The 14,331-nt window shown below is 61.5% G+C and carries 14 protein-coding genes; 2 read left to right on the forward strand and 12 right to left on the reverse strand.

Annotated features, from left to right (window positions below):
* The 6 genes from WCX18_RS08975 to WCX18_RS09000 form a co-directional block, all read right to left on the reverse strand.
* Nucleotides 1–1,128 (reverse strand): ABC transporter permease, encoded by a 1,128-nt coding sequence (locus WCX18_RS08975; RefSeq protein WP_345987261.1) that lies wholly within the window; start codon nucleotides 1,126–1,128, stop codon nucleotides 1–3.
* A complete protein-coding gene (rbbA, locus tag WCX18_RS08980; protein ID WP_345987262.1) occupies nucleotides 1,129–3,849 on the reverse strand; it encodes a ribosome-associated ATPase/putative transporter RbbA in 2,721 nt (906 codons plus the stop codon).
* Complete coding sequence (locus tag WCX18_RS08985) at nucleotides 3,846–4,847, reverse strand: efflux RND transporter periplasmic adaptor subunit (protein ID WP_345987263.1); 1,002 nt, start codon at nucleotides 4,845–4,847, stop codon at nucleotides 3,846–3,848. The genes rbbA and WCX18_RS08985 overlap by 4 nt, the downstream gene beginning before the upstream one ends.
* Nucleotides 4,840–7,194, reverse strand: coding sequence for a TolC family protein (locus WCX18_RS08990; protein WP_345987264.1), 2,355 nt, complete (start codon nucleotides 7,192–7,194; stop codon nucleotides 4,840–4,842). Before WCX18_RS08990 ends, WCX18_RS08985 begins: the two co-directional genes overlap by 8 nt.
* Nucleotides 7,191–7,808, reverse strand: a complete 618-nt coding sequence (locus WCX18_RS08995; RefSeq protein ID WP_345987265.1) for a TetR/AcrR family transcriptional regulator — start codon at nucleotides 7,806–7,808, stop codon at nucleotides 7,191–7,193. Before WCX18_RS08995 ends, WCX18_RS08990 begins: the two co-directional genes overlap by 4 nt.
* A gap of 155 nt (nucleotides 7,809–7,963) precedes the next feature.
* A complete protein-coding gene (locus WCX18_RS09000; RefSeq protein WP_345987266.1) occupies nucleotides 7,964–8,338 on the reverse strand; it encodes an HIT family protein in 375 nt (124 codons plus the stop codon).
* Between the two features lie 202 nt (nucleotides 8,339–8,540).
* Between WCX18_RS09000 and WCX18_RS09005 the strand changes: the two genes are divergently transcribed.
* Nucleotides 8,541–8,990, forward strand: a complete 450-nt coding sequence (locus WCX18_RS09005) for a hypothetical protein (RefSeq protein WP_345987267.1) — start codon at nucleotides 8,541–8,543, stop codon at nucleotides 8,988–8,990.
* Nucleotides 8,991–9,044: 54 nt separating this feature from the next.
* Nucleotides 9,045–10,343, forward strand: a complete 1,299-nt coding sequence (locus tag WCX18_RS09010; protein ID WP_345987268.1) for an APC family permease — start codon at nucleotides 9,045–9,047, stop codon at nucleotides 10,341–10,343.
* Between the two features lies 1 nt (nucleotide 10,344).
* Here the strand turns inward: WCX18_RS09010 and WCX18_RS09015 are convergent, their stop codons facing one another.
* Genes WCX18_RS09015 through WCX18_RS09040 form a run of 6 tightly spaced genes read right to left on the reverse strand, consistent with a single transcriptional unit; the run spans nucleotide 10,345 to nucleotide 14,325 of the window.
* A complete protein-coding gene (locus WCX18_RS09015) occupies nucleotides 10,345–11,220 on the reverse strand; it encodes an ATP-binding cassette domain-containing protein (protein WP_345987269.1) in 876 nt (291 codons plus the stop codon).
* On the reverse strand, nucleotides 11,220–11,903 hold the full coding sequence (gene modB / locus WCX18_RS09020) for a molybdate ABC transporter permease subunit (protein ID WP_345987270.1): 684 nt from the start codon (nucleotides 11,901–11,903) through the stop codon (nucleotides 11,220–11,222). The genes WCX18_RS09015 and modB overlap by 1 nt, the downstream gene beginning before the upstream one ends.
* A complete protein-coding gene (gene modD, locus WCX18_RS09025; RefSeq protein WP_345987271.1) occupies nucleotides 11,890–12,744 on the reverse strand; it encodes a ModD protein in 855 nt (284 codons plus the stop codon). Before modD ends, modB begins: the two co-directional genes overlap by 14 nt.
* The gene (locus WCX18_RS09030) at nucleotides 12,741–13,151 is read right to left on the reverse strand and encodes a TOBE domain-containing protein (RefSeq protein ID WP_345987272.1); all 411 of its coding nucleotides are present in this window, start codon (nucleotides 13,149–13,151) and stop codon (nucleotides 12,741–12,743) included. The genes modD and WCX18_RS09030 overlap by 4 nt, the downstream gene beginning before the upstream one ends.
* Nucleotides 13,148–13,891 (reverse strand): molybdate ABC transporter substrate-binding protein, encoded by a 744-nt coding sequence (modA, locus tag WCX18_RS09035; RefSeq protein WP_345990795.1) that lies wholly within the window; start codon nucleotides 13,889–13,891, stop codon nucleotides 13,148–13,150. Before modA ends, WCX18_RS09030 begins: the two co-directional genes overlap by 4 nt.
* Nucleotides 13,892–13,905: 14 nt before the next feature.
* Entirely contained in the window at nucleotides 13,906–14,325 is a 420-nt protein-coding gene (locus WCX18_RS09040) for a TOBE domain-containing protein (RefSeq protein WP_345987273.1), read from the reverse strand.
* Between the last annotated feature and the right edge of the window lie 6 nt (nucleotides 14,326–14,331).

Here is a 14,331-nt window from a genome sequence, read left to right on the forward strand (position 1 = left end):
TCATGAAGCGCTGGCCAGGCTGCGGCGGAAGAAAAAGAGCCCCAGCAGGAAAAAGACGACGCCGATCCCGCTGATGGCAAGCAGCTGCGGCCAGACGATGTCGATACCGGCGCCGCGGTAGAGCACCGCCTGCGCCATGCTGACAAAATGGCTCGTCGGCATCAGCAGCATCACGTTCTGCAGCCCCTGCGGCATGCTTTCAAAAGGGGTCACCGCTCCCGAGAGGATCTGCAGCGGCAGGATCGTGAGGATGATGATCAGCCCCAGCTGCGGCATCGTCCGGGCGACGGTTCCCATAAAGATCCCCATCGACGTCGTCGAAAAGAGCATCAGCAGTGATCCGAACAAAAAGAGCGTCAGCGACCCTTCGACGGGGACGGAGAGCACCCTCTGCACGACGACCTCGATCGAGAATGTGACACCGGCCAGTACGACGACCCCCATCGACCATACCTTCGAGAGCATGATTTCCACCGCATTCAGGGGCATGACCATCAGGTGCTCCAGCGTGCCGTGTTCACGCTCGCGGATCAGCGCCGCACCCGCGAGCATGATGGAGAGCAGCGATATCTGCCCGATCACCTCCATGATGCTCCCGAAGCGGATGCTCTCGAGCGTGGGGTTGTACTTCATGCGCGTGACGACTTCCACCGGCAGCGCTGCCGATCTCCTTTGACCGTAGAGGAACTCCTGAACCTCGTCGTTGACCATCTGCTGGATATAGCCCGCCCCGATACCGGCCTGGGACATCCGCGTCGCGTCGATGTCAACCTGGAGCGTCGGATGCCTCCCCTGGAGCAGCTCCTTCTCGAACGAAGGCGGTACCGTGATAATGAAGGTGTATTGGCCCTCTTCCATCCCGGCGTCGGCCGCCTTGGCGCTAATCAGGTCCGGCGGAAGGAAGCGCGGCAGGTAGAAGGCGTCCATGATCCGCATGGAGAGGGCCGAACGGTCTTCGTCGACGAAGGCCACGGGCACCTTGACCAGCTCCGTCGAGGTGGAGGTCGCCTTGACGTAGATGGCGAAGGTAAAAGAGTAGATGATCAGGAAAAGCATCATCTTGTCCCGCAGCAGGCTGCGAAGCTCCTTGATCCCCAGAAGGTAGATGTTCGCAAGATGCTTTTTCATCTATTGCTCCTGCTGCTTTAACGCCGCGATGCTCAGCAGCGTGATAATGACGACCGCGGCCGCCAGGGCCGCGAAGTCGCGGGAGAGGTCGCCGAAGGTGAGCGCCTTGCTGAAAACGCCGCGGCTGATGTTGATGAAGTAGGTTGCCGGGTAGATCTCGCCGATGATGCGCCCTGCCCCTTCAAGGGAGCTGACGGGTTCGCTGAGCCCCGAGAAGCTGATGGTCGGCAGCAGCGTCAGAATGGCCGTCGCCGCCAGGGCGGCAACCTGGGTCCGGGTAAAGGCGGACATGAGCAGCCCGAGGCCCGTCGTGATCGTCACAAAAAGCAGCGCCCCCAGGCTCAGCGTCATCAGGCTCCCTTTGAGCGGGACGCCGAACAGCAAGACCGCGATCATGACCAGACCGAAAAAACCGACCATGCTCACGGCGATGTAGGGGAGCTGCTTGCCCAGCAGGAACTCCAGGCGCGTGACCGGGGTGGCGTAGAAGTTGGTGATGGAGCCCAGCTCCTTCTCCCGCACGACGCTCAGCGCCATCAGGATCGACGGGATGAAGACCAGCAGGATCGGGATGATCGCGGGCACCATCGCGAAAATGCTTTTGAAGTCCTGGTTGTAGCGGTAGCGCATCTCGATGTCGACGGGCGACAGCGCGGGGACATATCCCAGCGTCCGGCGGGTCAGCTCCGTCAGGTAGTTGTAGTGCATCCCGCGGATGTAGCCCAGGATCGTTTCGGCGCGGAACGGCATCGCCCCGTCGATCCAGACCCCGATCTGCGTCTGCTGTCCCCGCGTCACATCCCTGCCGAAGCCCGGCGGGATCTCGAGGGCGACGGCGACCTCCCCACTGCGCATGCGCCGGTCCAGTTCCGCCTGCGAATGCAGCGGCGGCTGCTCGAGGAAATAGCGCGACCCCGCCAGGCTCTGGACATAATCGCGGCTCTGGGGGCTCTGGTCCCGGTCGAGCACGGCAAAGTGCAGGTCCTCGACGTCCATCGTGATCCCGTACCCCAGCGTGAGCATCAGCAGCACGGTCCCGAAAACGGCAAAGGTAAGCCGGACCGGGTCGCGCAGCAGCTCAAGCGTTTCGCGGTAACTGTAACCGAAAAGGCGCAGCGGACTGAAGAAACGGTTCGGTGTCCTGGCACGGTGCGGCTCCGGCGGTAGCACCGCAGTGCTCTGTTCTTTCTCCTCCCCCCCTATCGCCTCCTCGAGGTAATCGATAAAGGCATCTTCGAGGTTCGATTTTCCCCGGGCACGGATGAGCGATTCCGGCGTGTCGCTGGCGAGCACCCTCCCCTGGTGCATCAGCGAGATGCGGTCGCAGCGCTCGCCCTCGTTCATGAAGTGGGTGGAGATGAAGATCGTGACGCCGTCATGACGCGCCAGGTCGATCAGCAGCTCCCAGAAGCTGTCGCGCGACACGGGATCGACCCCCGAGGTCGGCTCGTCGAGAATGAGCATCTGCGGCCGGTGCACGACGGCCACGGCGAGGGAGAGGCGCTGCCTGATGCCCAGCGGCATCCCGTCGGGGTAGCTCTGTTCGTAGGCTTCAAGCTTGAAGCGTTCGATCATTTCGTCCACCCTCCGCTCGACCTCCTGTTCGGGGAGGTGAAAGAGCTTGGCATGCAGCACGAGATTCTGCCTGACCGTCAGCTCCGCGTAGAGCGAGAAGGACTGGGTCATGTAGCCGACTTTGTTCCGTGTCGCGAGGTCGTGGCGCTCGCTCCGGACGCCGAAAAGCCACGCTTCCCCCTCGCTGGGGTGCAGCAGTCCGGTCAGCATCTTCATCGTCGTCGTCTTCCCGCAGCCGTTGGAGCCGAGAAAACCGAAGATCTCGCCGCGTTTGATCCGGAAACTGACATGGTCCACCGCCGTAAAATCGCCGAAGCGCATCGTCAGCCCCTCCGCAACGATGGCCTCTTCCGAGTCCTCAAAGTTGCCCGGGGGTACGACCAGGAGCTCATGTCCCCGGCGCTTGCTTTCGGGCAGCAGACGGATAAACGCTTCATCGAGCGTCTCCGTGCCGGTCTGATGGCGCAATGCATCGGGAGTACCGGTAGCCAGCACATGCCCTTCGTCCATCGCTACCAGCCAGTCAAAGCGTTCCGCTTCCTCCATATAGGCCGTTGCAATGATCACGCTCATCCCCTCCCGATGGGAGCGGATACGTTCGATCAGCTCCCAGAACTGCCGTCTGGAGAGTGGGTCGACCCCTGTCGTCGGTTCGTCAAGGATCAGCAGGTCCGGGTCGTGGATCAATGCGCAGCAGAGCCCCAGCTTCTGCTTCATGCCACCCGAAAGCTTCCCGGCCGGGCGTTCTTTGAAGGGGGAGAGCCCGGTGCTCTCGAGCAGCTCCGCGATCCGCGCTTCGCGCTCTGCCCTTCCCTGGGCGAACAGGCGGCCGAAGAACTCGACGTTTTCGTACACCGACAGGGACATATAGAGGTTCTTGCCAAGGCCTTGCGGCATGTAGGCGATGCGCGGGCAGACCGATGCGCGGTAGCGGGCATCGGCCATGTCCCCCCCGAAAACCTCCACACGCCCCTCTTCGATGCGCCGTACCCCGGAGATCAGCCCGAGCAGCGTCGATTTCCCCACGCCGTCGGGGCCGATGAAGCCGACCATCTTTCCCGCCGGAATCTCCAGGCTGACGCCTTCAAGCGCCTTCGTCTTGCCGTAGTGCTGGGAGATCCCGGTCAGGGTGGCCACACTGTTCATGGCGTCTGGTCATCCACCGGCAGGCGGTTCAGGCGTTCAGGCCACGGCGTCTGCACGTCCGTGCGGACATAGGCAGTCCCCGGCAATCCGATCTTGACCCTTTCAAGATAGCGGCGCAGCAATGCTTCGTCGATTTTCACCTTGATCCGAAACATCAGTTTCTCGCGCTCGTTCTGCGTTTCGATCTCTTTGGGCGTGAACTGCGCCTGCGGGGAGACGAAGGTTACCCTCGCCGGGATCGCGATGTCAGGGCGTGCATCCAGGACGATCCGCGCTTCGCTGCCGACGTCGATGCGCCCCGCCTGCGCCGTCGGCAGGAAAATCGTCATATAGACGTCGGTCAGGTCCAGCAGCGTCAGTACCTTTCCGCCGCCGCCGATGATCTCCCCGGGTTCGCGGAGCCGGTAGAGGACCCGTCCGTCGATGGGCGCATAGAGCCGGCTCTCTTCGAGGTTCGCCTTGATCGTATCCGCCTGCGCCCGCGCCGCGTCAATGGCGGCATCGGCACTGACGACCTGCGCCCGTGCCGCCTCCAGTGCGGCTTCGGTGACGTTCAGGGCCGACTCGTGCTGCTGTAGCTGTACCAGCGGGATGTTCTTGTTCACGTAGAGGTTTTTGGAGCGTTCAAGGTTTTTGCGCGCAAGGGTCCGTTCGCTCTCGCGCTGCTTGACCACGGAGAGGGCGAGTTTGCGCTGCTGCTCCGCCTGGCGTACCTGCGCCAGGGCCTGGGCATAACGGGCATCAAGCTCGTCGGTGTCCATGGCCGCCATCAGATCCCCTTTTTTAACCATGTCCCCCTCGTGTACGGTGATCTCGGCAAGCCTTCCTGGCAGTTTCGTTTCAATGTCGACCATCGTCGCCTCGATGCGCCCGTTCCCCATCGCGATTGTCTCCGGCAGCGAAGGTCCCTCCAGCCGAAGCATCGTGAAATAGAGGGCGCCGGCCACGACGGCAAGCAGCAGAGCGATGCCTGCACGTTTAAAAAATAGTTTATTCATGGGTTTCCTTTTTGACCGGGTACGCTTCCGGGGTTTCAAGCGCATGCCGCAGCCTCGCAATAAAATCCCTGCGCGCCTCCGCGTTCATGAAAAAATCGAAACGCCCGCCGTCATACTGCAGCTGCATCAGATCGATCAGGAAACGGTACCGGGTGTTCACCGCGCCGAAATCGGCGGAGAGTGCCGCGTTCTGCGCGACAAGCAGGTCCGCCAGCGTCCGGTTCCCGAGGGCGTAATTCTCCCGCACAAGGCGGTAGCTTTTGCGCGCGCTCCCGGCTGCCGACTGCGCCAGTGCAATCGTCGGGTACGCGGCGCGCAGCGTATGCAGGTCTCCCCGGATGCGCTGCTCCAGTGCCGACAGCCGCTCGAGGCGGTCCGCCTCCAGCCGTCTGACCCCCAGGTTTGTGCGTGTGGCGCGGGCAGTGCGCCCTCCGCCCTCATACAGCGGCAGGGAGAGCGAAACGCCCGCCATCCAGTTGGTCTCGTCCTCCAGGCTGAACGCCGCGCCGGGCGTCCGGGTCTCGTCGAAGACATGGGTCACTTCCCCGTACAGCGCAATATCCGGGGACCAGTAGGCCCGGCGGTCGGAACGGTACTGCCGGCGCTGTGCCGAGAGCTGCGCCTCGATCGCATCCAGATCCGGCGAAATCCGCTCCGCCTCCGCCACATAAAACGCGTTGAGCCGTTCGAACGATACGGCGTTGCTGATGCGTCCGAGCAGACCGGTATCGCTGATGAGGAGGGCGGGATCCTCCAGGGTCACTTCCGTCAATGCGTATCTGTCGGTGATGGGCCGGTGCAGGATACGGTTGAGCTGTTCATACGCCCTGGCGACATCGGCCTCGGCACGCAGCCGCGCCTGCGTCGCCACCGCGATCTCGCTCTCCCACTGGTAGACATCGGAGAGGTCCGTCATCCCCGCATCGACGCGCTGTCTCGCCATGACAAGATTGGCCTGCATGAGCCGCTCGTTCTCCCGGCGGACGTCAAGCAGCGTTTTGGCCACGTGCGTCTGCAAAAACGCCGTCGTCGCCTGACGGACCACTTCGAGTTCCAGCCCGCGCTGCTGTGCCCTGCGCCCTTTTTGCAGCGATTGTTGCACCGCCAGCCTGGCCAGCGCCCTCTCCGAAAAGAGGATCTGCTGCAGCTTCAGCGCACCGTCCGTACTCTTCTCGGCGTAAAAACCGCCTTCGACGTAGACGTTGTCGCCATTACGCTGGGTGTAGAGCAGCTCGGCCCTCAGCTGGGGCAGCAGGACCGAACGCACTTCGTCGATCCCCGCTTCGCCTTCCCGGACCCCCAGTTTGCCGGCGATCACGTAAAGGTTCTGCTTGAGCGCCGTTTCCGCCGCGCTGACCAGGTCCATCGCTTCGCCCCCGGTAGGCGACTCGTGCAACAGGCGCGCCTGCGCCAGGACACGGAACGGCGGCGAGATCTGCAGGGCGCGGGCGACCGCCATATCGATGCGCAGCACGCTCTGCGCTTCGAAAGCGACGCTCTGGCGCTCCGCCGCCCCTTCCCCGGCGATCGCCACGATGTTCAGGGCAGTCCGCCGCAGGCGCCGCAGACGCTCGTCGGGGACAAAGAGATCGGCCAGGACACCCGAACCCATCCCGGGTTCGCTTCCCAAAGAGAACAGGGGAAGCTTCTCCCGGCGTAGGCCCTCCATCAGCGCCGTACGCGCTGCCGCAGCGAGTCCCGACATCTCCCCAAGCAGCACCGCCCCGCTTCCTTCGGCAACACTGTAGCTCCCATCGGCGGCCACCGGCAGCACCTCGAGCCTGACCCCCAGCGCCTTCGCCTGCTCCGCGGCACGCGCCGCCATCCCCGGGAAGAGCGTAAGCACTCTGGCATCGACCAGCAGCGATGCCTTGTGAAACGGTACGACTTCGCGGTAGCGCTCCAGGGCCGCACCGAACGTGCTATGGCCCAGGACATAGTTGACGTTGCGGATACCGCTCCCGTCTCCTGCCGGTACGATCCCCCGCAGAGCGGTATCTTCCGCAAAGGGGATCACCGTCGGCTTTTGCATGGCACCTTTTGAGAGGGCGACCTCCCCCGCCAGCGAGCCGAGGAGAACGATCACGTCGACCTTCGCATCCTTTTGCAGGCGTTCGATCGCGGCAGCCGTCTGGGCAGTGTCGCCCCCGCCCTCCGTCTGCAATGTCTCGGGGAAGAGGATCTTCGAAGGGATAGGGGCGAGCTGTTTCACTTCCGTTACCAGTGCCGCCCGCTCCCGGGCGAATGTTTCATCGTAACGGTCCGCGACGATGCCCACATTGAGGGCCGAGGCCAGAACAGGGAAGAGGAGCACCGCTATTCCCCAACGCAGTAGCTTGTTTTTCATCTGAGCCCCCCATTTTGTTGCCCGGCGGTGTGCCGCGTCTGCGGATGGCACGCTTTGGCCTGGCAGACAAAGGTATCACACAACTGCTCGGCAAGTGCCTGCGGATCGCCGCCCGCAGCCACCCAGTACTGCAGATAGCCGTGCAGCTGGCCGTTAAAGGCATACGCGAGCAGCCGCGCCTGCCGTTCGTCCAGATCGGGATTGATTTTTAAAAAACATGCCGCCAGGAAGGTATAGAGTTTCTGGGCACTCTGCGGGAACTCGTTACTCAATGCATTGAAAAAGAGCGGGTTGTTGCGTATCCCCTCTTCCAGCACAGGTCTGCCCTGCTCCACCATCCCGAAAATGATGTTTGCATAGTGCTTCAACTGTATGAGGGGGCCTTCCGCGGCCACACGGTCGAGGCCTTCAAACAGCGTGACGATTTTCGCTTCGATATAGGCGAAGTAGATCCCCTCTTTCGAACCGAAAATCGCATAGACGGTACTGATGGAGACCGAACCTGCCCTGGCCAGCTCCGCTACTTTGAACTGTTGAAACCCCTCGCGCTCCAGCATCATCGAAGCCACCTCCAGAAGCTTGGCTTTTTTCATGTCCGGTACGCGCTTTGACATACAGCAGCCTTTTATCGTGTTGACTGCTTACAGTATAGGTGGCACATTCTTAATAGTAATTTAATTACTGAGAAGTTTGTGAAGGGTGGTGTCGAGAAGTGAAGAGTGGCGGTAACAATGCAACCGGCCCGGCCATCCCGGACGTGCACGCTGTATTATCCGTACGTCCGCTTCGAGGGGATCACGCCGCGCACACCGCCCTTGGGGTTATCCGTATCTCCCCGGCGGCGCGGGATCAGGTGCATATGGACATGAAAGATCGTCTGGCCGGCATCGGCCCCGACATTGATGCCGATGTTGAAGCCGCTGATCGTCCCGTCCTGCGCAAGCAGACGCACTTTTTGCCGCTGCAGCAGCGCATGCATGGCAGCGATCTCCTCCTGCGTCAGTTCAAAATAGTCCGCGACATGGCGCCGGGGGACAATCAGCGTATGGTACGCCGTCACCGGGTATTTGTCGTAAAAAGCGACGGCAAGCGCGTTGCTGTCGATCACGCTCGCTTCGGGGAGATGGCAAAAAATACAGTTCATGGCCGTAGGATGGCAGAAGATGAATTAAAATCCGTTTCGCGCCCGTACGGAACCGTCTCTTTCATTTTGCAGAACAATTTATATTTTATGCATCGTTTTCTCTTATTTGGCAAAGATTTTGGTAAACATAAGAAAACACCTGTAACAATGAGAAATACCGATTATTATCAGGCGGCACGTTTCGCGCCAAAGGAGTGTTTACATGAAGTACGTCATTATCCTCTCTCTGATCGCCGCTTCCCTGTTGGCCGAGATCGATGTCAGGCAGAATATCAAGGCGCTCTATATGGGGGTTCCCCTGACAAAAGGCCAGATGGATTACATTCTCGACAACCAGTCCCGTATCGTCGGTCTCATGAAGGCGCAGGCCGTCCAGACCGTAGGCGCCCAGCAGATCCACGACAGCAACGTCGTGGAATTCATGCTGCGCAGTGACGGCACGGCCGACAGTTACAGAGTCCTTGACCACGCCAGCAGGCGCAATATCGACCGGCTCAGCGAACTGATCGTCATGGAGGGCTACAAGCAGATGCCCGTTCCCCCGGCAGACACCCCCATCCGCCTCATTATCCGGTACCGTACCGGCAATATGGAGAGTGCCGTCGATCTCACGCCGGAACCGGAACCGCAGCCGAAAAAACGCGTGCGCTAGCGCCGGCTGCCTTTCTTTCACGGCAGGCCGTCAACCCCATTTCAAATGAACAATATGATGCCGAATACGACGAAGACAATCGGACTGGCCGGCGCAATCGCGATCGGCATCGGCGGGATGGTCGGGGGCGGGATCTTTGCCGTCCTCGGCGAAGCCGTCTCTCTGTCGCACGGCGCTACGCCGCTGGCCTTTCTCTTCGGCGGGATCATCGCCCTGATGACCGCCCTCTCCTACGCCCGGCTCGCCGTCGCCTTTCCCGGCCCCGGAGGGACGGTCATCTACATCGACAGCGCCTTCGGCAACAACCTGGCGTCAGGTAGCGTCAACCTGATGCTCTGGCTGAGCTACCTGGTGACGATCGCACTCTATGCCGTCGCGTTCGGCGCCTATGCCCATACGTTCTTCCCGCTCGAATCAGCCCTGCTGCATCACGTCCTGATCTCCCTGGCCATCATCCTGCCGACCCTGATCAACCTCGTCAGCAGCGCATTCGTCAGCCGCTCGGAGACGTTCATCGTCGGGATGAAGCTGCTGCTGCTCGCACTCATCATTCTCGCCAGCGCCCCCTATATTGACGCGGAGCCGCTCTCCCCATCGCACTGGGGCGCGTTCCCGACCATCATCGCCGCTGGCATGATCATCTTCGTCGCCTATGAAGGGTTCGAACTGATCGCCAACGCCTCTGCCGACATCAAAGCGCCCGAACGTACGCTGCCCCGTGCCCTTGTGGGGAGCGTCCTGATCGTCATCGTACTCTACATCCTCATCGGGGTTGTCACGGTCAGTACCGTTCCCGAAGCCACCCTGGAAAAAGCCAAGGATTACGCCCTGGCCGTCGCGGCGGAACCCGCGCTGGGGCATACCGGCTTTCTTCTTGTCGCCGTTGCCGCCCTGCTGGCAACGTTTTCGGCCATCAACGCCACCATCTACGGGAATGCGCGCCTGGGCTATACCCTCGCCAAAGAGGGGCGCCTGCCCGAGGCCTTTGATAGAGAGCGGCGGAACGAACCCTATGTCGGCGTCCTCGCCACGATGGCCCTGGGGATCGTGATCGCCAATACGATCAACCTGACCGAGATCGCCATCATCGGCAGCGCCGGTTTTCTCCTCATCTTTGCCCTCGTCAATGCCGCGGCGCTGAAACTGGCCGGAGACATCGGCAGCAAGCCCCTGCTGCACCTGCTCGCCCTGCTGCTCAGTGCGGGGGCGCTGCTTATGCTTCTCTACCGCACCTGGGAAGAGAACAGCGCTGCCGTCATGATCTTCGCAGGCTTTATCGCCGTTTCCGTCCTCTTTGAGCTACTCTACGGGCGGCTGGTACGGGGACACTTTCTGGACCGCCCCTACCGCTGAATCAGAGCTGCCGTCCGCCGTCGCGTGCGGGGTGCAGGGAGGGGGCGAAGGCCTTGGTGCTGACCTGCACGGTCTGTCCCACCTCGAAGCGTGCCGCCTCCTCTTTGTCGCAGACAACTTCGACAATCTGCTGCCCGATGGCGACAACGGCGATGTAGATGACGTCGGCGCGGATAATGTCGAGCAGCTCCCCTTCCAGGGTGAACTTCTGGCTGCCGCTGGTGCGCAGCAGGACTTCGCTTGGGGTACCGTCGTGGACGATACGCCCGTGCTCAAGCACGACGACCCGTTCAGCCAGTCGGTAAATCTCGCTGGGGTCGTGGCTGACCATCACCGTCGTCGTGCCGAACGCCTTGTGCAGCGTGAGGATGTCATGCTGCAGCTTCAGGCGCATCGCCGGGTCGAGCGCGGAGAGCGGTTCGTCCATCAGCAGCAGCTTCGGCCGGTTCATCAGGGCGCGGCAGAGCGCGACGCGCTGCTGCTGCCCGCCGCTGAGCGTGCCCGGCAGGCGGTTTTTCAGCTCCAGCAGGCCGGTCATCTCCAGCAAAATGGCGGCGTGCGCCCGGTCCTTGTTCACGTACAGCAGGTTCTGCTCCACGCTCATATTGGGGAAAAGCGCGTAGTCCTGGAAGACGAAGCCGATCCCCCGCTTTTGCGGCGGCATCATTCCTTTCCTGTCCAGCCAGCGCTCCCCCGCAACGGTGATCTCCCCGTCGGCACGCTCCAGCCCGGCCAGCAGCCGCAGCAGCGTCGTTTTTCCGCTGCCGCTCTGCCCAGCCAGCGCCACGAAGCTTTTTTCGCGGATGGAGAGCGTGATATCCAGCGGCATCTCGCCGCCGCTGCCCTGCAGCATTTTATGCACGTTCAGCTCAATCATCACGCCACCCCGATCCGGCGGTTCTGGCGCTGGTTGAAGAGGTAAACCCCCAGCAGCACCACGAAACTCAGCGCCACCATGATCGCGCTGTAGATATGCGCCGTCGTATAATCCATCACCTCGACCATTTCGTAAATAGCGACCGATGCGACTTTCGTCTCGCCGGGGATGGAGCCCCCGACCATCAGGACGACCCCGAACTCGCCGACGGTGTGCGCGAAGGTGACGATCAGCGCCGTCATCAGGGCCGGTTTGATGTTGGGCAGCGCCACGCGCAGCAGGGTCTCCGCTCTGCCCTTCCCGCTGATGTAGGAGGCCTCCAGCATGTTCTTGTTCAGCGCTTCAAAACCGCTTTGCAGCGGCTGCACCATAAAGGGAAAAGAGTAGAAGACGCTGGCGATGACAAGCCCCGTAAAATTGAACACGAGTTTGATGCCGAAGGTCTGCTCGAAAAAGGCCCCCAGCGGCGAGTTGTACGAGAGTGCGTAGAGAATATAAAACCCGAGCACCGACGGCGGCAGGACGATCGGCAGGGAGGTGACGGCCTCGACAAAGGGTTTGCAGCGGCACGCCGTCTGCGACAGCCACCATGACACCGGGAGTGCGACGATAAACAGTATCAGTGTCGTCAATGCCGCCAGTTTGAACGACAGCAGGAAGGGTCCGAAATCAATTGCTTCCATCAGTCTCCCACCGTGCCGTCAGGTCGGCCATGCCCGCCTGGTAGGGGCTGCTCGTGACGACCCCCTCCACACCCGATGCGGCGTAATCGGCCACATTGGAGGGGTTGATCCCCCCGGCCGCCAGGATCGTCGCGGCGGGATGGTGCTCGCGCTTGTATGCGACAAGTTCGCGCAGGGTATCGGGGCCGCACTTATCCATCTGGATCACGTCCGCACCGAGGGAGAGCATCCGTTTGGCATCGTCGAGGGATTCGGACTCCACTGTCAGCTTCTTCTCGACGCAGCGCAGCTTGAGCTCCCGCAGTGCATCCTCGAACGCGGCGCTGTCTTTGTAGAGCGAACGGTGCTGTTCGAAGACGAGGACCGTCTCGGAGAGTCCCAGGCGGTGCGGCATCGCGCCGCCGCACATCAACGCGCGGATGGCAAAACGTTTGGCGAAGGGGAAACTTTTGCGGGTGACGAGCAGTTCGCAGTGCGGATTGACCGCGCGCGCTTTGGTAAGCATTGTCCGTGCGCGGGTCGCCATCCCGCAGGCGTATTCGAGCAGGATCTGGCAGAGCCGCCACGCGCCGTGCAGCGTCTCATGGTCACCGTGCAGCTCCAGCAGCACGCTGCCGGGCTCGGCAACGCGCCCGGACGGAAAGGCGCTGTACGCCTCGCAGCCCAGGAGCTCCCCGATGCGTACCGCCTCTTCGGTACAGGCCGCGACGACCTCATTGCGCGTCAGTACCTTCAGCGTGCCCTGCTGCGGCGGCAGCGCCAGCAGATGCGTCGTCAGGTCGAAATAGGGGACGTCCCCCCTGATGTACTCCCAGAGTTCCGGATCGGACAGCCGGTTCATGCGTCTCCTTCTTCAACGATCTCGAGGATGGAGAGATCGCTTGCCTTGATCAGTGCCGTGACACTGTCGCCCTCATGCAGCGCCATCGTCTCGGCGGAATCGCGGGTAATGATGCTCTCCACCCGTGCCGGGCCGACACGGAGCGTTACGCTGCACAGCAGCGCCCCCGTCTCAACCGTTTCGATCACCGCTTCGAGGCGGTTGGAGATGGAGAGGTTTCCTTCCAGTTTCTTGGCCAGGGCGACATGGGAGGCCTTGGCCCCGAGAATAACCCGCGTGCCGACGGCAATCGGGCTGGTCAGCCCCAGGGCCATCATCCGCATGGGCTGGCCATCGGCGCTAAACGAGACAACGGTGATGTTGTCGCAGCGTTCGATCCTGGTGATGTAGGCTTCGATCCGGTTCACTCGACGATGTATCCGTAGTTTCGCAGGATCGTCTTGGCCTCGTCGCTGAGCATAAAGTCGTAGAACGCTTTGTACTCCGCACTCTCTCCCGCATGTTTGAGCAAAACAATCCCCTGTTTGATCGGCGTGTAGAGTGCCGGGTTGACACTCGTCCAGTTAACGTTTTCCTTGTATTGTGCCATTTTCGGGCTGTAAAGGGAAGATTTCGCGATGAAACCGACATCCGCCGCCGTCAGGGCGTAGGTCACGGTCTGGGAGATCGACTCGGCAAAAACGAACTTCGACTTGACGGCATCATAGACACCCCCTTTTTGCATCGCTTCAACCGCGGCGGTACCGTAGGGCGCCGTCTTCGGATTGGCAATGGCGATCTTGCTCACGGATTTGTCCGCCACCAGGGCGATCCCCTTGGAGAAGTCCATCGGTTTCGCACTGAGGTACGCCAGCGCGCCCTGGGCGTAGACCAGCGGTTTCGTCGTGGCGATGCCGTCGGCATAGAGCGATGCGGGGAACTTCATGTTCGCGGCCATGAAAAGGCCGAAAGGGGCGCCGTTCTTGATCTGTGCCGTCAGCTTGCCGCTGCTGCCCAGCGTAACCCGTACTTTGGTGTCCGGGTGCTGTTTTGCGAAGACGGCTTTGAGCTCATCGATGGCGTAACTGACGTTCGCCGCAACGGCGATGTTGATCTCGCCGGCAAAGGCGGAGAGGCTGAAGAGCAGGCTGAGAAGTGTTTTTTTCATCATGAATGGTTCCTTTATTTCGCGATCATTACGTCGCTGGCTTTGACGATGGCGATGACATCACTGTCTTTATCGATGCCCAGTTCGGCCATCGATTCGTTGGTGATGATGGCGGTGAGCAGGTCCCCGCTCTCCAGGCGGATGATCAGCTCCGTATTCACCGCTCCCTGGATCACGGTTTCGACACGGCCGGGCAGTTTGTTCCGGGCGCTGATGTTCGGAATCCCTCCCGTGGCAATCAGCACGTGCGACGCTTTGAAGAAGGCGCGGACGGCATCCCCTTCGGTCAGCCCGAGGCTCTCGACGCTCTCGATCGTCACGATGGCACTGAGCAGCGTCCCCTTGGGGGCGAGCAGCGCAATTTTGGCGTTGACCGCCCCTTTGTTGACGGAAAGGATTTCCGCTTCGATCTGGTTCCTGGCACTGATTTTCATTTTTTG

Origin of the sequence: Sulfurimonas sp. HSL1-2, from assembly GCF_039645565.1 — a bacterium.
Taxonomy (GTDB): Bacteria; Campylobacterota; Campylobacteria; order Campylobacterales; family Sulfurimonadaceae; genus Thiomicrolovo; species Thiomicrolovo zhangzhouensis.